This is a genomic window from Roseibium aggregatum, from assembly GCF_014692675.1.
Lineage (GTDB): Bacteria > Pseudomonadota > Alphaproteobacteria > Rhizobiales > Stappiaceae > Roseibium > Roseibium aggregatum_C.
On sequence record NZ_JABFCZ010000014.1, the window covers coordinates 46757 to 65655 of the forward strand.

The window sequence follows — 18899 nt, forward strand, 5'->3', positions numbered from 1 at the left end:
GGTCGGGGCCTCAAACGGCTGCATGCGGGAAGGGCATGCAGCCTTCTTTTAGCGTGTTCCTTTACGCCCCGGCGAGTTTACCTTTCGCCGCAGCCACCACGGCATCGCTGGTGATGCCGAAGTGCTCGTAGAGAACCTGGTAGGGCGCGCTCGCGCCGAAGCTCGACATGCCGATGAAGTCGCCGTCGATGCCGATGAAGCGGTCCCATCCCATGCGGATGCCGGCTTCGACGGCAATCTTGACCGGGCTGGTGCCGATGATGTTCGCCTTGTAGTCGTCCGACTGGGCTTCGAACAGTTCGAAGCACGGCACCGAGACGACGCGGGCCGCGATGCCTTCTGCGGCCAGGGCCGCGTGCGCGGCCGTGGCGATTTCCACTTCCGAACCGGAAGCGAAAATCGTGACCGCGGCGTCTTCCTCGCTCTCGATCAGCACGTAGGCGCCGCGGGCGCAGCGGTTGGCTTCCTCGTAGGTCTTGCGCTGTGCGGGAAGGTTCTGGCGGGTCAGGGCCAGGATCGACGGAGCATCCCTGGTTTCAAGCGCCAGCTGCCAGCATTCCAGCGTCTCGGTGACGTCCGCCGGGCGGAAGAAGTAGAGGTTCGGAATGGCGCGCAGGGCTGCATAGTGTTCCACCGGCTGGTGGGTCGGCCCGTCTTCGCCAAGCCCGATGGAATCATGGGTCATGACGTGGATGACGCGCTGCTTCATCAGGGCAGCCAGGCGCAAGGAAGGACGGCAATAATCGGAAAAGACCAGGAAACCGCCGGAGTAGGGAATCAGTCCGCCGTGCAGCGCCATACCGTTCATCGCCGCAGCCATGCCGTGTTCGCGCACGCCCCAGTGGATGTAGCGGCCGGTAAAGTCGTCCGGGGTGATCGGCACCGTCTGCGGCGTCTTGGTGTTGTTGGAACCGGTCAGGTCGGCGGATCCGCCGATGGTTTCCGGAATGACTTCGTTCAGCACGGTAAGCACGGCCTCGGACGCCTTGCGGGTCGCCATGGTCGGCTGGTCTTCGGCGATCTGCTTCTTGTAGTCCTGAACGGCCGCGGCATAGGCGGCGGGCAGGTCGCCGCGGTTGCGCCGTTCGAACTCGGCGCGGGTGTCGGCATCCAGTGCAGCAAAGCGCTTTTCCCAGTCCTTGTGCGCCTGGCGGGAGCGCAGCCCGGCAATCCGCCAGGCGTCGAGAATGTCGCTGGGGACTTCGAACGGCTCATAGGGCCAGTTCAGCGCCTCGCGGGTCGCCGCGATTTCGTCGGCGCCGAGCGGAGATCCGTGAACGCCGGAGGTGCCGCTCTTGTTGGGAGCGCCGAAGCCGATCGTGGTCTTGGCGGCAATCAGCGTCGGCCGGTCGCTCGCCTGCGCCTGGCGCAGGACCGCGGAAATGGCCGCCGGATCATGACCGTCGACGCTCAGCGTGTTCCAGCCGGAAGCGGCAAAGCGCGCCAGCTGGTCGGTGCTGTCGGTCAGGGAAACGCTGCCGTCGATGGAGATGCCGTTGTTGTCCCAGATCAGGATCAGCTTGTTCAGCTTCAGGTGGCCGGCAAGCGAGAGGGCTTCCTGGCTGATGCCTTCCATGAGACAGCCGTCGCCGGCGAGAACGTAGGTGTAATGATCGACGACGTCGTCACCGTAACGGGCCTGCTGAAGCCGTTCGGCGATGGCCATGCCGACCGCATTGCCGACGCCCTGGCCCAGCGGACCGGTGGTCGTCTCGATGCCTGCGCCGTGACCGTATTCCGGATGACCGGCCGTCAGGGCGCCCAGCTGGCGGAAGTTCTTCAACTCGTCCAGGGTGAAGTCTTCATAGCCGAGCAGGTAAAGCAGGCTGTAAAGCAGCATCGAGCCGTGGCCGGCCGACAGCACGAAGCGGTCACGATCCGCCCATTTCGGAGCGGTCGGATCGAACTTCAAAAACTCGGTGAAAAGGACGGTCGCGATATCCGCTGCGCCCATCGGCAGGCCCGGGTGGCCGGATTTCGCCTTTTCAACGGCGTCAATGGCAAGAAAGCGGATCGCGTTTGCCATTCGCTGATGTTTTTCAAGGTCGGTCATTTTGTTTCCGTAGCTTGCAACGGCGCGTGCCGGATGAATTCTAGGGTCCTTTTCGGATTCGCTCCGGGCGCCGCAACAGGTCCTGCTGGCGGGGCGCTGCAGGGTTTTTCGGGCCGCCGGATCGAAAGGCGCCCGACAAATATCAGGAACCCTGCACGAGTCAATAAACGGCGGGCGCGAATAAACGGCAGATTGCCGCGGAGCGGTTTGCAAAGGGAATTGAGGATTCTGACACCGGCGGCATTGACTGGGTTGTTGCCGGGTGCCTAATCTTCTGACCGGGATCGGGCGTGACGAGACCGTTTCCAATGGTCTCAGAGTATTGTGCGTGCTTGCTCGCAAGAAACTTGAACCATTGAGTGTTATGGATGCGGCCTTAATTTCGACCATAACTCTTTCATTGTGGATGCATGATGCCGCGCCGGTGAATTGCGGGCGCATGTGAGAGAGATTGAAATGCCGGACACGGGATCACAGGCTGGTGGAACGATCGATTCCGCCCTGAAGCGTCTTGAAAAGGCGCTGGGCGGGCTTGAAGTCTCCATTCAGCGCCGGATCGACGCGGACCGGTCGCTCAATGCCCTGCAGGAAGATCTGCAAAGACTGGGGGAGGATCGTTCCCATCTCGCTGCCGGTTTGGACAAGGCGGAAGCCCGGGCCGCACGCCTGGAAGACGCAAACCGGGACGTCTCGCGTCGTCTCGTCTCGGCCATGGAATCGATCCGGACCGTGCTCGATGCACATGGAGGCTGACCGGGGATGGCGCAAATCAATGTGACCATCAACGGCCGCTCGTTCCGCATGGCCTGCGACGACGGCGAGGAGGAGCGGCTCCTCGGTCTTGCGGAACGGTTCGACGGCTGGATCAACGAATTGCGCGGCGCCTTCGGCGAAATCGGCGATCAGCGCCTGACCGTCATGGCCGGGATCATGGCCACGGACCAACTCGTGGAACTTGAAAAGAAGGTGGCCGCCCTCGAGGCCGAACTGGCCACCGCAAAGGACGCAGGCAGCGCTGCGCGCGATGCCCTCAACCGGCGCGAAAGCGAAACCGCTTCCGCGATCGCAACGGCTGCGGAAAAGATCGAGGTTCTGGCCGAGAGCCTGACCAAGAGCCTGAAGGCCGATTAGGCGAGCCCCATACCGGCGCGATCCTTTTCTATCCAATTTGAAATCCGATCCTTCACCGGACTGGTATTGTCCGGTTGCCGCCGCTATATGGAGAAGGCGTGGCTGCACGATCCGTCAGGAAACACTATCCCCGGGGCCTTACGCATTCCTTCGGGAGCTGTCACTGCTTCGGTCCGTGGACTGTGGCATCACGGCGCCCACCTACTCTGTAGGTTCTCCGGGATTGCATATTCCAACGATCGCGCGGCTACGCCCTTATTTCACCGCAGCCTGCAATCTTCCGTGCAAGTTTCATGACGCAGACCGACACCTCCCTGGCCGCCGCGAAAGACGTCCTGCGCAGGCAAGCGCTTGCCCGGCGTGCGGCAATGGAGCCGGTGCGCCGGATCGAGCTGTCGCTTGCCCTGGTCGACGCTTTGGAAAGCCTGCCGATCCCCGAGGGTGCGGTCGTCTCCGGCTTCTGGCCGATCCGGGACGAGATCGATCCGCGGCCGCTGCTCGACCGGCTGCGGGCCAGGGGCCATCGCCTGTGTCTGCCCGTGGTCACCAAGCCGCATCTGATCTTCCGCGAGTTGACCTGGGAGACGGTTCTGGTGCCGGCCGGGTTCGGAACCACGGTGCCGGATGCCGCCTCGCCGGAACTTCGTCCCGATGTCCTCCTGATGCCGCTTGCGGCCTTCGACAAGGCCGGAAACCGGATCGGCTACGGCAAGGGGCACTACGACACAGCGATCGCCGCGCTGGAAAAGAACGGACCGGTGACCTGCATCGGACTTGCGTTTCAGACGCAGGAAGTCGACCATGTCCCGGCCGAACCCCATGACAAACCCCTGGATGGCATCCTGACCGAGAACGGCTATCGGCCTTTTTCTTGTCCCAGGTCCTGAAACCCCTCAGCGAGGCAGAATGAGGCTTTTATTTCTCGGCGATCTTGTCGGCCGAACCGGGCGAACCGCCGTAATCGAGCAGCTTCCCGGCATGGTCGAGGACCACCGTCTCGATTTCGTCGTGGTCAACGGCGAGAACTCCGCGTCCGGCTTCGGGATTACCGAGGCGATCCTCCAGGATGTCCTGGATGCCGGCGCCGACGTGGTGACGACCGGAAATCATGTCTGGGACCAGCGCGATACGCTTGTTTATATCGAGCGGCAGGACCGGCTGCTCAGGCCGGTGAATTATCCGTCCGGCACGCCCGGGCGCGGCGCACATCTTTATACCGCGCGCAACGGCGCCCGGGTGATGGTCGCAAACGTCATGGGCCGGATTTACATGGATGCGCTGGACGATCCGTTCAACGCGATCGACCGGGTGGTGAACGATTGTCCCCTCGGCGACGTCGCGGATGCGATCATTGTCGATGTCCACGCCGAAGCGACCAGCGAGAAACAGGCCATGGGCCATTTTCTCGACGGTCGGGTCAGCCTCGTCGTCGGCACCCATACCCACGTGCCAACCGCGGATCACCAGATCCTGGAGGGCGGCACCGCCTATCTTTCCGATGCGGGCATGTGCGGCGCCTATGACAGCGTGCTCGGCATGGACAAGGAAGAACCGGTCAACCGGTTCCTGCGCAAGATCCCCGGTGGCCGGTTCACCCCTGCGTCGGGTGAGACGACGATCTGCGGCGTCGCGGTCGAAACAGACGATGCCACCGGACTGGCAACGGCCGTCGCACCGGTTCGGATGGGCGGTCGTCTGGAGCCGGTTTTGCCGCCGTTCTGGCAAGGCTGAACTGGTCTGAACCGGCCTGTATGATGCGTTCGCTGGATTTTGCCGGCGGCTTTGCCTATAAGCGTGCCAGATTTTTCCGAAAAGATACCCGCACGAAGCCGAGAAGAGCCATGGCAGGACATTCAAAATTCAAGAACATCATGCATCGCAAGGGCCGCCAGGATGCGGTGCGCTCCAAGATGTTTTCCAAGCTGTCCAAGGAAATCACCGTCGCAGCAAAGATGGGCGATCCCGATCCGGATGCGAACCCGCGCCTGCGTCTGGCGGTCCAGAACGCCAAAGCCCAGTCCATGCCCAAGGACAATATCCAGCGGGCGATCAACAAGTCCCAGGCCGGCGACAGCGAGAACTATGAAGAGATCCGCTACGAAGGCTACGGCCCGGCGGGCGTTGCCGTCGTGGTCGAGGCGCTGACCGACAACCGCAACCGGTCCGCATCCAACATCCGCTCCTATTTCACCAAATGCGGCGGGTCGCTGGGTGAAACCGGTTCGGTCTCCTTCATGTTCGACCGGGTCGGCGAGATCGTCTACAAGCCGGAAGCCGGCGAGGCGGACGCGGTTCTGGAAGCCGCGATCGATGCGGGTGCGGAAGACGTCCAGTCCGACGAGACAGGCCACACGATCTACACCGCCTTCGAAGATCTGAACGATGTGTCTGCGGCGCTGGAAGGCAGCCTCGGTGAGGCCGATTCGGTCAAGATCATCTGGAAGCCGCAGAACCTGACGCCGGTCGACGCGGACAAGGCCCAGACGCTGATGAAGCTGATCGACATGCTCGAAGACGACGACGATGTACAGAACGTCTATTCGAACTTCGACATCGACGACGAGACGATGGCCGCTCTGGCCTGAGCCGGATCAAGGCAGATGGATTTGAAAGCAGGGCTTCGGCCCTGCTTTTTCATTTTCAGCGCAGGAAGCCGTCGAGCAACGGCATGCTGGTGATCGCCGCCAGGGCGATCAGGGCATAGGCGGTGACCCGGTAATATTTCGGGTCGGCCTTGCCGAAGCCGCGCGACCCCAGGAAGATTCCGAGAGCATAGGTCGGGATGCCGGCGATGATCAGACGCCCGACTTCCGCAGTGAAGAAACCGTTCAGGGCAAAGGCGAAAATCGTGCCGATGCTGGCGAGCGTGAAATACACGATCAGGTTGGCCCTGACGATTGCCGGTTCCTTGGCGCTCGACAGCCAGAAGGCGACGACCGGCGGGCCCGAGACCTGGCTGACGCCGCCGAGAATGCCCGACGTTGCGCCGATTCCGAAGGAGACCGGCAGGCTTGGCCTGCCGTGATAGCGCCAGCCGGAGATCAGCAACACGAGAACCCCGGTGACGATGGCGAAGATCAGCCAGCGCAGCAGGAGGACGTCGGTGTTGGCGAGGAACCAGGCGCCGACATGCACGAAAATGACGGAGGCGATGACCGCTGGCAGGACCGTGTGCCAGTCGCACAAGCGAAGCGCACGGAAGACCAGCGGCAGCCCGATGAAGAAGTCCAGAAAGAGAAAGCTGGCGGCGGCGGTCGGCGGATAGACCACGCTGGTGGCGACGGGCATGAAGATCATCGCGGCACCGAAGCCGGAAAAGCCGCGGACCGCGCCGGCGATGAAAAGCACGCAGGCGAGGAAGGCCAGCAGCCCCGGCGTGAACGATCCCAAAATGTCCTGCATGATTGCCCAGATGGTCGAAGGAAGTTGAAAAGCGAGCGGAGTTCATTGCCTAAAGACCGCTTTGACTGGCGTCAACGCAGAAGTTTTGTTACCGCTTTGTTCCATGACACATCCGATTCGAGTTCTCGGCATCGACCCGGGTTTGCGGCGAACCGGCTGGGGCGTGATCGAGGCGCTCGGCAACCGGCTGACCTTCGTTGCTTCCGGCACGGTGACCTCCGACAACAAAAAGGGCCTCGCAGAGCGGCTGGTGCAGCTTCATGACGGGCTCGCCCGGATCGTGGAACTGCAGAACCCTGCCGAGGCGGCCGTGGAACACACGTTCGTCAACAAGGATGCGGGGGCGACGCTGAAGCTTGGCCAGGCGCGCGGGATCGCCCTGCTGGTGCCGGCCCTTGCAGGCATCAGTGTCGCCGAATATGCGCCGAACCTGGTGAAGAAGACCGTGGTCGGAACGGGGCACGCGGAAAAGGAACAGATCCGGGCGATGGTCAAGGTGCTGATGCCCAGGGCTGTCTTCGATACGGACGATGCGGCCGATGCCCTGGCGATTGCGATTTGCCATGCGCATCACAGGGGCGCACCGGCGGCGCGGCTGGCGCAGATGGGGGCGGCATGATCGGAAAGCTGAAGGGCATGATCGACAGCTACGGCGAGGACTATGTCATTCTCGACGTTCACGGGGTCGGTTACCAGGTACACTGTCCCTCGCGGATCCTGCAGACCCTGCCGCGGCCCGGAGAAGCGGCCGTCCTTGCCATCGAAACCCTGGTGCGTGAGGACATGATCCGTCTTTACGGCTTTTCCCAGGACGGGGAGCGCGAGTGGTTCCGCCTGCTGATGACGGTGCAAGGCGTGGGCGCCAAGGTTGCGCTCGCCATTCTCGGGATATTGAAGGCCGGTGAGATCGCCAATGCGATCGCGCTTGGCGACAAGGCGACCATTTCGCGCGCGCCCGGCGTCGGCAAGCGGGTGGCGGAGCGGATCCTGGCCGAACTCAAGGACAAGGCGCCGGGCTTTGCCAGCGTGGACGCGGATACAATCGCGGTGTCGCAGACGGTTGCCGAAAACGTCGCCGCGCGGCCGGTGGCGGAAGCCGTTTCCGCCCTGACCAATCTCGGCTATGGCCAGCCGCAGGCGAGTGCCGCGGTCGCCCGGGCGATGAAGTCCGCCGGCGAGGATGCCACCACCGAGACGCTGATCCGTCTCGGACTGAAGGAGCTTGCCGGATGAACGTTGCCATCTTCGCGGTCATAGCCGTTGTGTTCTTTATTCTCGGCCTTGGCGGGATGATGTACATCGATCACAAGTTTGCGCTTTCGGTCGATGGCCGGGACTACGCGATCGAGGGTCGGAAGCTTAAGTCCGATGACCCTTATGTGCGCAGGCAGTTCCGGAAATTCTTTGCCCTCAGGGTCGCCTATTCGGTCTTCCTGTTGGCGCTGCTGATCCTGGTGACCGCCAATGTCTGAGGACAGCCGCATCGTCACGCCGGAGATCCGCGGTGATGAAATCGACGCCACCATGCGTCCGCAGGTGCTCGACGATTTCGTCGGCCAGGCCCAGGCGCGGGCGAACCTGAAGGTCTTCATCGGAGCCGCAAAGGCGCGCAGCGAGGCGCTGGACCACGTGCTTTTCGTCGGTCCTCCCGGGCTCGGCAAGACCACTCTGGCGCAGATCATGGCGCGTGAACTCGGTGTCAATTTCCGCGCCACGTCCGGTCCTGTGATCGCCAAGGCCGGCGACCTGGCCGCACTGCTGACCAATCTGGAAGAGCGCGATGTGCTCTTCATCGATGAAATCCACCGGCTCAACCCGGCGGTCGAGGAAGTGCTCTATCCGGCGATGGAGGATTACCAGCTCGACCTGATCATCGGCGAGGGGCCGGCGGCCCGGTCGGTCAAGATCGATCTGGCGAAATTTACCCTTGTGGCCGCGACCACGCGGCTGGGGCTTTTGACGACCCCGCTCCGGGACCGTTTCGGTATTCCGGTACGGCTGCAGTTCTATACGGTCGAGGAACTGGAACACATCGTCAATCGGGGCGCGCGGATTCTGGGGATCGGCATGGCCCCGGACGGGGCACACGAAATCGCCAAGCGGTCCCGGGGCACGCCCCGGATCGCGGGACGCCTGCTGCGCCGGGTGCGCGACTTCGCGGTCGTCGCCGGCAAGGAAACGGTCGATCGCGATATGGCCGACCGGGCCCTTTCCCAGCTGGAAGTGGACAATGCCGGCCTGGACAGCCTCGATCGGCGCTACCTCAGTCAGATCGCCCTGAATTTCGGGGGCGGGCCGGTCGGGATCGAGACCATTGCGGCAGCCCTGTCGGAGCCGCGCGATGCGATCGAGGAAATCGTCGAGCCCTATCTCATCCAGAACGGCTTCCTGCAGCGCACGCCGCGCGGGCGCGTCCTGACGCCGCAGGCGTTCCGGCATCTGGGACTGGAAGTGCCGCAACGGCAGGATGCGCCGCAACTGGGCCTGTTTGCCGATCCGGACGGCAATTGAGGATTGAATTCGTGAAAAATCCTTAGTTCTTAAGGGTTTGTTTGCGAACTTCCGCAAATTATCGCCCCCATCGATACGGGGGAACCGATGATTCGTAAGCGCCTATCCACAAAACTCGCCTTGATGTTCCTGGCCGGAACGACGGTCATGTGTCTGGCGATTGTGCTGGTTACATCCAACCTCGCCAGCGGTGTCGCGAACACCCAGGCCAATGCCGCGCTCAAGAGCGCGACACTCGGAAAGCAGAAAACTCTGGAACTGGCGCTGGAGCAGATCCGCGACAGTGCGGGCTTTTTCGTGTCCCTGGAGGATGCCAAGGACGTGCTGCTGAAGGCCAACGCCGGCTGGAAGAGCCTGGAGGACGGCGAGAAGCAGGACCTGCGCAAGGTTTTCGTCGATGACAATCCGAACCCGGCCGACCAGAGATACCTTCTGGTGAAGCCGGAAGGCGCGGACAATTACTACATCACCAACCACGAGATCGTGCATCAGGCGCTCAAGAAGGTGGTGAACCAGGGCCTGTTCAGCGATATCGCGCTCATGAGCCCGGATGGCGATTTCGTCTATTCCTATAACAAGGGATCCGAATTCGCGCGCAACATCGCCGCACCGGAACTGGCGCAGAACACCTTCAAGCTGGCCCTCGACCAGATCATTACGGCGGCCGGCGATGAAACCCTGAAGCAGGGAGCCATGTACAGCTCCGGGTTTGTCGTGTCGGAAATGGGCAAGGTCGCCATGGTGATAGCGGCGCCGATCTATTACATGGATCGTTATTTCGGCGCGGTCGGCCTGTCGGTCAACATGAACCGCTTCGCCGCCCTGCTGAACGAACCGACCGGGATCGGCGAGCATGAGTCGAACTTCCTTGTCGACAGCAAGGGAACGGTCATTGAAGTCGGCGACGACGGCACCGCGGTTCGCAGCTTCGCGCTTGCGGATGTGCAGAACGGTCCCGACCTCCTGTCGCTTGACGATACGCTCTATCGCTTCTTCCGCTCCGAAGCGCAGGTTCACGACCATACCTATGGGGTGGTCGAGGCCGTGCCGCAGACGGAGCTTTCAGCAGCGGCCAACAAAATCACCTATGGCGTGATCCTGGCGGGCATCTTGTGCATGCTGCCGGTCGTCGGCCTGATCTGGTGGCTGACCGTGCGCATGTTTGCGCCGCTCAACACGCTCAATTCCGCGGCCCGCAGGATCGCGGATGGTGAACTTCAGGTCGATATCGATGCGACCGAGCGTGGTGACGAAATCGGCGACATGGCCCGCTGCATCGAGATCTTCAAGGACAATTCCATCGAGCGCGAGCGGCTCTCCGAAGAACGCAAGGTCGGCCATGTCGCGCGCGAAAAGCGCGAACAGCTGATCGATTCCCTGATCAGCGGGTTCCGTGCCGAGGCTCAGCAGGTGCTTCAGGTCGTGGAGGAAAACATCCGCCGCGTCGAGGATCTGTCCAATGTGCTCAACGACCGGTCCGCCGCTGCGGCCGAGCGTGGGGCCGGGGCCGTGGCCGATTCCGAAAGCGCGTCGGCCAACGTGCAGGCGGTCGCTTCGGCGACGGAAGAGCTCAATGCCTCGATTGCAGAGATTTCCCGCCAGGTGGCAACGACTGCCGAAATCGTCGGCCAGACCACCACGAGCGCCCAGACCTCCAATCAGAAGATCGAGGGCCTGGCCGAGGCGGCGAACAAGATCGGCGACGTGGTGTCGCTGATTTCGGAAATCGCCGAGCAGACCAACCTGCTCGCCCTGAACGCGACCATCGAGGCGGCGCGCGCCGGGGAAGCCGGCCGCGGATTTGCGGTTGTCGCGTCGGAGGTCAAATCGCTGGCCGAACAGACCGCGAAGGCGACGGAAGAAATTTCGGCGCAGATTTCCGCGATCCAGGCATCGACCACCGATGCGGTGCAGGAAATCCAGAACGTGTCGAGTTCGATCGAGGAAGTGAACAATTATACGACCACCATTTCCTCGGCGGTCCAGCAGCAGGGATCGGCAACATCCGAGATCTCGCAGAACGTGACCGAGGCGGCCGGAGGCACGCGCAACGTGTCCGAGGCCGTCGCCTCGCTGAATGACGATGTGGTGGAGAACTCCAAATCGGTCGGCCAGATGCGCGAAGCGACGCTGGAAATGAAGCAGCAGGCAGAGCAACTGAGGAAGTCCGTCGAAACCTTCCTTGCCGAGGTTGCCGCGGCCTGATCGAAATCGGACTACAAAACGGAAGGCTCCGCCGGCTCTGGTCCGCTGCGGAGCCTTCTGCTATTTGGGCCCCTTCACGGGTAATCTGTCACAGGTAACCTGGTTCAAGTGCCTTGTTTTTATGTCTGGAGACTGCGGTGACCACCTGGCCCGATCTTGCCGGCCGTCTCGACGACGGCGTTCATGTCCTGCCGGTCCGCGTCTATTATGAAGATACGGATTTCACCGGCATCGTCTATCACGGCGCCTACGTGCGGTTTTTCGAGCGCGGCCGCTCCGATTTTCTGCGTCTTGCCGGAATCCATCACGCGCAGCTACAGGCAGGGCTGTCCGGTCGGCCGCTGGCTTTTGCGGTGCGGTCCATGAACCTGGACTTCCGCCGGCCGGCGACGATCGACGATGTTCTGGAAGTCCGGACACGGCTTTCTGACCTGAAGGGTGCGCGCATCGTGCTTACTCAGGAGATCTGCCGTGGCGAGGACCTGCTGGTCGCGGCCGACGTAATGGTTGCGGTCATCACCTCCGACGGCAAACCCACACGCCTGCCGGCCGAGCTTGCAAGCCGCCTCACAGGACTCTGATATTTGCGACGTCGCGGACGGTCACTTTTTCCGGCGATGAGGAAATATTTTGAATTTCGCCCAAAGCATTAATTGGGCGGTAACCTTAATTGATTCCTTTGTACTTCGGATAAAGTCTTTGACGCAGTCGAAGTTTCGCCAAATTCAGCGGTCAGAGAGGCTCTGAGCGGCGGTCCGGCAACGTCACGCAACCCATGCTCCGGATGCCCGTGACATCTGTGCCTGGCAATTTACACGACCAAGAGGTCTTACGTTTCATGAATGAACTTGTTCAGTCGACGCTGGCGGCTCAAGACGGTGGCATTTCGTTTTTCGCACTTTTCTGGCAGGCACATATTGTCGTGAAAATCGTGATGGTCGGCCTGATCGCGGCGTCGGTCTGGTGCTGGGCGATCATCCTGGACAAGTCCCTGCTGATGGGCCGGACCAAGCGTCAGATGAACCGTTTCGAGACCGTGTTCTGGTCCGGGCAGTCCCTGGAAGAGCTTTACGGCACCCTGCATCACCGGACCAACTATTCCATGGCGGCGCTCTTCGTTGCCGCGATGCGCGAATGGAAACGCAGCCACGAAGGGGCAAAGCCGGCGATCGGCAGCCTTCAGCAGCGGATCGACCGGGTGATGGATGTCACCATCCAGCGCGAGGCCGAGCGACTTGAAAACCGGCTGCTGGTCCTGGCGACCGTGGGCTCTGCGGCGCCCTTCATCGGCCTGTTCGGCACGGTCTGGGGGATCATGACCGCCTTCCAGGCGATCGCGGCCTCCGACAGCACCAACCTCGCCGTCGTCGCGCCGGGTATCGCCGAAGCCCTGTTTGCAACCGCGCTCGGTCTGCTGGCCGCAATCCCGGCGGTGATCGCCTATAACAAGTTCGCGTCAGACGTCGGCAAGGCCGTTGGCCGCATGGAAGGGTTCGCAGACGAGTTTTCCGCCATCCTGTCCCGCCAGATCGACGAAAGGTCGTAAGCCATGGCTATGCAGGTTGGATCAGGTCAGGGGGCGGGAGGTGGCCGCCGGCGTCGCCGGCGGCGTCACGCGCCCATGAGCGAAATCAACGTCACGCCCATGGTGGACGTGATGCTGGTGCTCCTGATCATTTTCATGGTCGCGGCTCCGCTTCTGACGGTCGGTGTGCCGATCGACCTGCCCGAAACCAAGGCGAAGGCGCTGGAAGGCGATACCGAGCCGATAACCATTTCCGTCAATTCGGCGGGCAAGATTTTCATTCAGGATACGGAAATCGCCATCGACGAAGTCGTGCCGAAACTGGAGGCAATCGCCAAGAACGGCTACGACGAGCGCATTTACGTGCGCGGCGACCAGAATTCCGATTACGGCACCATGATGAAGATCATGGGCCGGATCAATGCCGCCGGATTCAAGCGGCTCGGTCTGGTTACTCTTCAGGAACAGGGATCGTAACTCTGTTATGCGCGTTGGTCTCATCGCGTCTTTGACCGGTCACGCGGTCGTTCTACTCTGGGGCTTGATTGCCTTTCCGGACGTGAGGAGCTTTACGACGCCGCCTGTCGATTCCCTTCCTGTCGAACTGGTGCCGGTGGAGGAGCTCACCCGCCTGCAGAAAGGCGAAAAGGACGCGGAAATCCGCGATGTTGCCGCGCTAAACCCGACCGAAAAGCCAAAGGAAGAGCCGGTCAAGCCGGCGGATAAACCGGACAAGGCGGCGGTTGAACAGCCAACGCCCCCCACACCGGAACCTGCGCCCGCACCGGAACCTGCGCCTGCGCCGACGCCGGTCGCCGAGCCCGAGCCGGCCCCCGCGCCCGAAGCCGCCGCCGAACCCGAACCCGCGCCGGCCGAAAAGGCGCCGGAACCGGCTCCGGAAGCAGCCGCTCCGGAACCGATCCAGACCAAGGTCGTTCCCCGGGTGAAGCCGAAGCCGCCGCGTCCGACCCAGACGGCGGAGAAGCCGAAAGAGAAGGACTTCAAGCCGAATGAAATTGCGGCCCTCCTGAACAAGGTCGAGCCCAAGGGGGCGAGTTCGTCATCCACGGATCCGGCTTCCCTGGGCAGTCGCCTCAGCCAGGACAGCAATGTGAAGATGAGCCAATCGGAGCTCGATGCGCTCAGGGGCCAGATATCGCGATGCTGGAATCCGCCGGTCGGCGCCGTCGGAGCGGAGAGCCTGAATGTGCGCGTCAGGATAGAGTTGGACCGGTCCGGAGAGGTTTCCGGCAGCCCCGAGGTGCTGAATTCCAACTCGAACCCGGCGTTCCGGGCCGCCGCAAGCAGCGCGGTCCGCGCGGTCATGCGTTGTGCGCCCTATACGTTGCCGGCATCGAAATACGAAGCCTGGCAGGAAGTGATCATGAATTTCGACCCGCGCGAAATGGTTGGCGGGTAGGATGAATTTGAAAAAGCAAGGAGCCGTTTCACTCATGTGCGACAAGTCTGTAGGAACCCGTTTCCTGTCCCGCCGTGAGGCGGTGGCAGCCTTAGGCGCGATGTCATTCGGCCTCCTGGCTGGATTGCAGCCGGCGAACGCCCTGATCGAGATCGACATTACGCAGGGCCATGTCGAACCTCTTCCGATCGCCTTGCCGGTGTTTTCGCCCGAAGGCGGCGATGCGAAGCTAGCCGAAGAGATGACGGCCGTGATCGCGGCCGACCTGAAGCGGTCGGGCCTGTTCAAGCCGCTCGACCCGGCAAGCTTCATCCAGAAGAACATGAGCGCGAACACCCAGCCGCGCTTCGGCGACTGGCGCACCATCGGTGCGCAGGCCCTGCTCGCCGGGTCAGTCGCCAAACAGGCCGACGGCCGTGTCAGGGCCGAATTCCGGCTCTGGGACGTCTTCGCGTCGCAGCAGGCGCTCGGCCAGCAATTCTACACGACGCCGGAAAACTGGCGGCGGCTGGCGCATATCATCGCCGATGCGGTCTATGAACGGCTGACCGGCGAAAAAGGCTACTTCGACACCCGCATCGTCTTCGTCGACGAAACCGGTCCGAAGGACAAGCGCGTGAAGCGGCTCGCGATCATGGATCAGGACGGGGCCAATGTCCGCTACCTCACCCGCGGCGACGAACTGGTTCTGACCCCGCGGTTTTCGCCGACCAGCCAGGAAATCACCTACATGTCCTACGGCGGCACCGACCCGAGCGTCTATCTGCTCAACATCGAGACCGGCCAGCGGGAGATTGTCGGCAACTTCCCGGGCATGACCTTCGCGCCGCGGTTTTCGCCGGACGGGCAGAAGGTCATCATGAGCCTGGAGGAAGGCGGCAATGCCAATATCTTCTCCATGGACCTGCGGTCCCGGAGGACGACGCGGCTGACCAACACGGCCGCGATCGACACCAGCCCGTCCTATTCGCCCGACGGGCGCAGGGTCGTGTTCGAATCCGACCGCGGCGGATCGCAACAACTTTACGTGATGAATGCGGACGGAACGAACGCCCAGCGGATCTCCTTCGGCCCGGGCCGGTATTCGACGCCGGTGTGGTCGCCGCGCGGCGACCTGATCGCCTTCACCAAGCAGCATCAGGGCCGGTTCATGATCGGTGTGATGAGCCCTGACGGCAAGGGAGAACGCATTTTGACCGAGGGCTATCACAATGAAGGCCCGGCTTGGTCACCAAATGGCCGTGTTCTCGTGTTCTTCCGCGATACGCCGGGCGCGAATGGCGGGCCTCAGATATGGACGGTCGATCTGACCGGCTATAACGAGCAGCGTGTTACCACGCCGTCCTTCGCATCGGATCCGTCCTGGTCGCCGCTGATCGACTAGGAGGGATACGGGACGACCGGCAGGATTGAACACACGGATCGATTAGGTAACTGTTTACCAGTTTTGCCAAGACGGTCTTAACCACCTTTGGCTAGAAACTGTTCACCCTGTCGGGGCCGGTGGGGATAGGAGAACGAGAATGTTTGAATTGGGGAAGTTGGCGCGGGGCGCTAAATTCATGGCCGTCATCGGTGCCATGCTGTTCGTCGCCGCCTGCGCCCAGACACAGCCGGATGGTCTTCAGGGCAATGTGAAGCCCGGCACAGGCCAGGATTTCGTCGTCAATGTCGGCGATCGCGTGTTCTTTGAAGAGGACCAGTCGACGCTGAGCGCGCAGGCGAAGGCGACGCTGGACAAGCAGGCACAGTGGCTGAGCAGCTATTCGAAATACACCATCACCGTCGAGGGACACGCGGACGAACGCGGTACCCGGCAGTATAACCTTGCACTCGGCGCGCGCCGCGCCAATGCGACCCGGGACTATCTGGTCTCGCGCGGCGTTTCGGCCTCGCGGATCAAGACGATTTCCTACGGCAAGGAACGGCCCGTGGCGGTGTGTAACGACAACAGCTGCTGGTCGCAGAACCGGCGCGCCGTGACGGTCCTGAACAACGCTTCGAGCTAGCAGACGCGTCTGTGTCAGTTATGGAGGCCGGGCTGTTTGCCCGGCCTCTTTCTTTTTGTCCGCAGGCCCGGGTGCCGCGCGCGAAAAATTTCGGCGTTTATGCCAAATTTTGGCCGAACTCCGCGTGCCCTGTGGTATCCAGCCGTTGAGTAGGACGGTGGTCCTGCACAAGACGGAGGATTGGAATGGGGAAATTGAAAGCACTGTCGGCAATCCTGGCCGCGCTGGCTTTGTTCACGCTTGCCAGCCCGTCACAGGCGCAGCTGTTCGGCCGTAAGGACAATTCGAATGTCCGGGTCGACGAATTGGAAGAGCGGATGCGCGTCCTGACCGGCCATATCGAGCAGCTGTCCTACCAGGTGCGGGAACTGCAGGATCAGATCCGGCGCATGCAGGAAGACAATGAATACCGCTTCCAGCAGCTGGAAGGCGGCGGAAAACCGGGCAAACGCTCCGATGCCGGACAGCCGGAACCGCCCGCAGGCAAGCTTGCCGACAGCGTCCAGACGCTCGGCACACTGCCGGCCGGCGGATCGGGTGACGGCGAATGGGGAGCATCCGGCGGCTACCAGAACAATGGTTCCAACGACGGTTCTGCCGACGGTTCTTCCGGCGGCCTTCCCGGAAACGGGCCGATCGATCTGTCGGCTCTGGCCGGCGGCCTTTCCGCCGGGCTGGATAATGGCGGACAAAACAACGGCGGCCAGACCAGCAACGGACTGCCGCCCATCGGTCAGGGGGATAACGGCACCGAAGCGGCCGGCAACACCATGGCAGGCCTTGCGCCGAGTGGCGATCCCCGCGCCGACTACGACCGCGCCTACAGCTATGCGGTCAACGGCCAATACAAGGCGGCGGAAGAGGGCTTCCGCGCCTTTATCGATACCTACCCGGATGATCGGCTTGCCGCCAATGCCCAGTACTGGCTCGGCGAGAGCCTGCTGGCCCAGCGGAACTACCGGGAGGCGGCGGATGCCTTCCTGAAGACCTACACAGATCATCCGGGCAGCGAAAAGAGCCCCGACAGCCTGTTGAAGCTCGGTCTGTCGCTGAACGGTCTCGGCGAGAACGACGCGGCCTGCGCAACCTTTTCGGAACTCCTGAACAAATATCCGAACGCGGCGCCGGCGGTCCTCGATCAGGCGCGTGACGAGCAACGTCGTGGCAAGTGCTCCTGACCGGCCCGACAACGTTTCTGTTTTGACGCAAGACGAGGTCACTCAGCTCTTCGAACCGCTGACCGGGTTGGACGCCGTTGCCCTGGGCGTTTCAGGTGGCCCGGATTCTCTTGCGCTTCTTTATCTTTTCAATGACTGGCGACTGCGGACGAACTGGACCGGCCGTGTCCTGGTGCTGACCGTCGATCACCGGCTTCGGGCCGAGAGCGCCCTGGAGGCCGATGCGGTTTCGCGCCACTGCGACCAGCTGGGCCTTGCGCATCGGACACTGGTCTGGGACGGCGAAAAGCCTGCCTCCAATGTCCAGGCGGCCGCCCGCGATGCCCGCTACCGGCTCATGGCGCAGGAAATGCGCGCCGGCGGTATCGCCTGTCTCCTTCTTGCCCATCACCGGGACGATCAGGTCGAGACGTTCCTGGACCGCCTGACCCGCGGCAGCGGCGTCTATGGCCTGGGCGCCATGGCTCCCGATCAGCCGAACGGTCCGCATGGACTTCGCTTGCTGCGCCCCTTGCTGGCGCTTCCAAAGGCACGGCTCGTTGAAGAACTCGCCGCGCGACAGATTTCCTGGGCCGAGGACCCGTCCAACCGCAATCCCGACTACAAGCGCGTCCGGCTGCGGATCATGGCGGGCCTTCTGGCGGAAGAAGGGCTGGAACCGGACCGTCTCGCCGAAACCGCACGTCGCCTGCGCCGGACCGCTGAAGCCATCGACACCTGGGTGGCAAGGGTCTGGCAGGAGGCGGTTAGCGAGCATCCGGCCGGACCCTTGCGCCTGGATTTCGCCGAGATGGCCGGCCTGCCGCAGGAAGTGCGGCTGCGGCTACTGGCGCGGATGATCCGGCGGGTGACGGGCCGCGACACGCCGCTGCGCCTGTCGAAGCTGGAACACCTTGAAGACCGTCTTCTGGCCGGGGACGGACAACAGACGCTGTCAGGCGCGATCGTGCTGCGAAAGGGCGGAGATCTCTTCGTCTGGAAGGAGGCAGGCCGGGACCTGCCGGCGAGCATCTGCCTTGCAGAGGGCGCCAGCGGCGTCTGGGACGACCGCTACAGCTATGACCGGACAGACGGCGCGGCTGAAGGAGCACCCAAGACACTCGTGCTCGGCGCCCTGGGCGGGCCGGTGGAGGCATCGGCTCTTGTCGACTGGCCCGCAGGCTGGCCGAAGGCGTCTTTTGCCTGTGCTCCCGCCCTGCGGTACGATGACGACCTGGTGTTCGTGCCGGGACTTTTTGTCAAGGCGGGCGACAGGTTCCTGTCGGAAATCAAGCTTTGCCGGCTACCGGACCGGGCCGCGCCCATGCCGGGTCCGGACGAGAATGGCAGGGACCAGACGATTGCATTTATTAACAATCTTGCATCCGGCAGGCCGATGACGAAGTAAGTTCCTTAAGGAAAAAGTCAGAGGCAATGCGCAAGAATGGCGCACCTCCTTGGCAGATGGGTTTGCGCGACCTATCTT

At 62.6% G+C, this 18899-nt stretch carries 20 protein-coding genes and 1 other RNA gene; 19 read left to right on the forward strand and 2 right to left on the reverse strand.

Annotated elements, in window-relative coordinates:
• Positions 1 to 61: 61 nt before the first annotated feature.
• Positions 62 to 2053, reverse strand: coding sequence for a transketolase (gene tkt / locus HK439_RS13640; RefSeq protein ID WP_190292066.1), 1992 nt, complete (start codon positions 2051 to 2053; stop codon positions 62 to 64).
• 456 nt (positions 2054 to 2509) lie between these two features.
• Here tkt and HK439_RS13645 point away from each other — a divergent pair, with 456 nt between their 5' ends.
• The 6 genes from HK439_RS13645 to HK439_RS13670 all read left to right on the forward strand — a co-directional run bounded on the left by HK439_RS13645 (position 2510) and on the right by HK439_RS13670 (position 5769).
• A complete protein-coding gene (locus HK439_RS13645) occupies positions 2510 to 2806 on the forward strand; it encodes a DUF4164 domain-containing protein (RefSeq protein ID WP_190292067.1) in 297 nt (98 codons plus the stop codon).
• 6 nt (positions 2807 to 2812) lie between these two features.
• Complete coding sequence (locus HK439_RS13650; protein ID WP_190292068.1) at positions 2813 to 3184, forward strand: cell division protein ZapA; 372 nt, start codon at positions 2813 to 2815, stop codon at positions 3182 to 3184.
• Between the two features lie 96 nt (positions 3185 to 3280).
• A non-coding RNA gene (gene ssrS, locus HK439_RS13655) (6S RNA) lies at positions 3281 to 3438 on the forward strand.
• Between the two features lie 39 nt (positions 3439 to 3477).
• Complete coding sequence (locus tag HK439_RS13660) at positions 3478 to 4071, forward strand: 5-formyltetrahydrofolate cyclo-ligase (protein WP_190292069.1); 594 nt, start codon at positions 3478 to 3480, stop codon at positions 4069 to 4071.
• Between the two features lie 19 nt (positions 4072 to 4090).
• The gene (locus HK439_RS13665; protein ID WP_190292070.1) at positions 4091 to 4915 is read left to right on the forward strand and encodes a TIGR00282 family metallophosphoesterase; all 825 of its coding nucleotides are present in this window, start codon (positions 4091 to 4093) and stop codon (positions 4913 to 4915) included.
• Between the two features lie 110 nt (positions 4916 to 5025).
• A complete protein-coding gene (locus HK439_RS13670; protein WP_190292071.1) occupies positions 5026 to 5769 on the forward strand; it encodes a YebC/PmpR family DNA-binding transcriptional regulator in 744 nt (247 codons plus the stop codon).
• A 55-nt stretch (positions 5770 to 5824) separates the two neighbouring features.
• Here the strand turns inward: HK439_RS13670 and HK439_RS13675 are convergent, their stop codons facing one another.
• Positions 5825 to 6586, reverse strand: coding sequence for a sulfite exporter TauE/SafE family protein (locus tag HK439_RS13675; protein WP_190292072.1), 762 nt, complete (start codon positions 6584 to 6586; stop codon positions 5825 to 5827).
• A gap of 103 nt (positions 6587 to 6689) precedes the next feature.
• Here HK439_RS13675 and ruvC point away from each other — a divergent pair, with 103 nt between their 5' ends.
• The 13 genes from ruvC to tilS all read left to right on the forward strand — a co-directional run bounded on the left by ruvC (position 6690) and on the right by tilS (position 18821).
• Positions 6690 to 7205, forward strand: a complete 516-nt coding sequence (gene ruvC, locus HK439_RS13680; protein WP_190292073.1) for a crossover junction endodeoxyribonuclease RuvC — start codon at positions 6690 to 6692, stop codon at positions 7203 to 7205.
• Positions 7202 to 7819, forward strand: coding sequence for a Holliday junction branch migration protein RuvA (gene ruvA / locus HK439_RS13685; protein WP_190292074.1), 618 nt, complete (start codon positions 7202 to 7204; stop codon positions 7817 to 7819). Before ruvC ends, ruvA begins: the two co-directional genes overlap by 4 nt.
• Entirely contained in the window at positions 7816 to 8058 is a 243-nt protein-coding gene (locus HK439_RS13690) for an endonuclease (RefSeq protein WP_190292075.1), read from the forward strand. The genes ruvA and HK439_RS13690 overlap by 4 nt, the downstream gene beginning before the upstream one ends.
• Positions 8051 to 9097 carry a Holliday junction branch migration DNA helicase RuvB gene (ruvB, locus tag HK439_RS13695; protein ID WP_190292076.1) on the forward strand — a complete coding sequence of 349 codons (1047 nt, stop codon included), beginning with the start codon at positions 8051 to 8053 and terminating at the stop codon, positions 9095 to 9097. Before HK439_RS13690 ends, ruvB begins: the two co-directional genes overlap by 8 nt.
• A gap of 87 nt (positions 9098 to 9184) precedes the next feature.
• The gene (locus HK439_RS13700) at positions 9185 to 11302 is read left to right on the forward strand and encodes a methyl-accepting chemotaxis protein (protein ID WP_209011803.1); all 2118 of its coding nucleotides are present in this window, start codon (positions 9185 to 9187) and stop codon (positions 11300 to 11302) included.
• Between the two features lie 137 nt (positions 11303 to 11439).
• Positions 11440 to 11883 carry a tol-pal system-associated acyl-CoA thioesterase gene (gene ybgC / locus HK439_RS13705; protein ID WP_190292077.1) on the forward strand — a complete coding sequence of 148 codons (444 nt, stop codon included), beginning with the start codon at positions 11440 to 11442 and terminating at the stop codon, positions 11881 to 11883.
• 257 nt (positions 11884 to 12140) lie between these two features.
• The gene (tolQ, locus tag HK439_RS13710) at positions 12141 to 12848 is read left to right on the forward strand and encodes a protein TolQ (protein WP_190292078.1); all 708 of its coding nucleotides are present in this window, start codon (positions 12141 to 12143) and stop codon (positions 12846 to 12848) included.
• A gap of 3 nt (positions 12849 to 12851) precedes the next feature.
• A complete protein-coding gene (gene tolR, locus HK439_RS13715; protein WP_190292079.1) occupies positions 12852 to 13304 on the forward strand; it encodes a protein TolR in 453 nt (150 codons plus the stop codon).
• 7 nt (positions 13305 to 13311) lie between these two features.
• Entirely contained in the window at positions 13312 to 14247 is a 936-nt protein-coding gene (locus HK439_RS13720; protein ID WP_190292080.1) for a cell envelope biogenesis protein TolA, read from the forward strand.
• A 100-nt stretch (positions 14248 to 14347) separates the two neighbouring features.
• On the forward strand, positions 14348 to 15631 hold the full coding sequence (tolB, locus tag HK439_RS13725; RefSeq protein WP_209011811.1) for a Tol-Pal system beta propeller repeat protein TolB: 1284 nt from the start codon (positions 14348 to 14350) through the stop codon (positions 15629 to 15631).
• A 139-nt stretch (positions 15632 to 15770) separates the two neighbouring features.
• Positions 15771 to 16256 (forward strand): peptidoglycan-associated lipoprotein Pal, encoded by a 486-nt coding sequence (gene pal, locus HK439_RS13730; protein ID WP_190292082.1) that lies wholly within the window; start codon positions 15771 to 15773, stop codon positions 16254 to 16256.
• Between the two features lie 185 nt (positions 16257 to 16441).
• Positions 16442 to 17434, forward strand: a complete 993-nt coding sequence (gene ybgF / locus HK439_RS13735) for a tol-pal system protein YbgF (RefSeq protein WP_190292083.1) — start codon at positions 16442 to 16444, stop codon at positions 17432 to 17434.
• A complete protein-coding gene (gene tilS, locus HK439_RS13740; RefSeq protein ID WP_190292084.1) occupies positions 17403 to 18821 on the forward strand; it encodes a tRNA lysidine(34) synthetase TilS in 1419 nt (472 codons plus the stop codon). Before ybgF ends, tilS begins: the two co-directional genes overlap by 32 nt.
• The last annotated feature ends 78 nt before the right edge of the window (positions 18822 to 18899 follow it).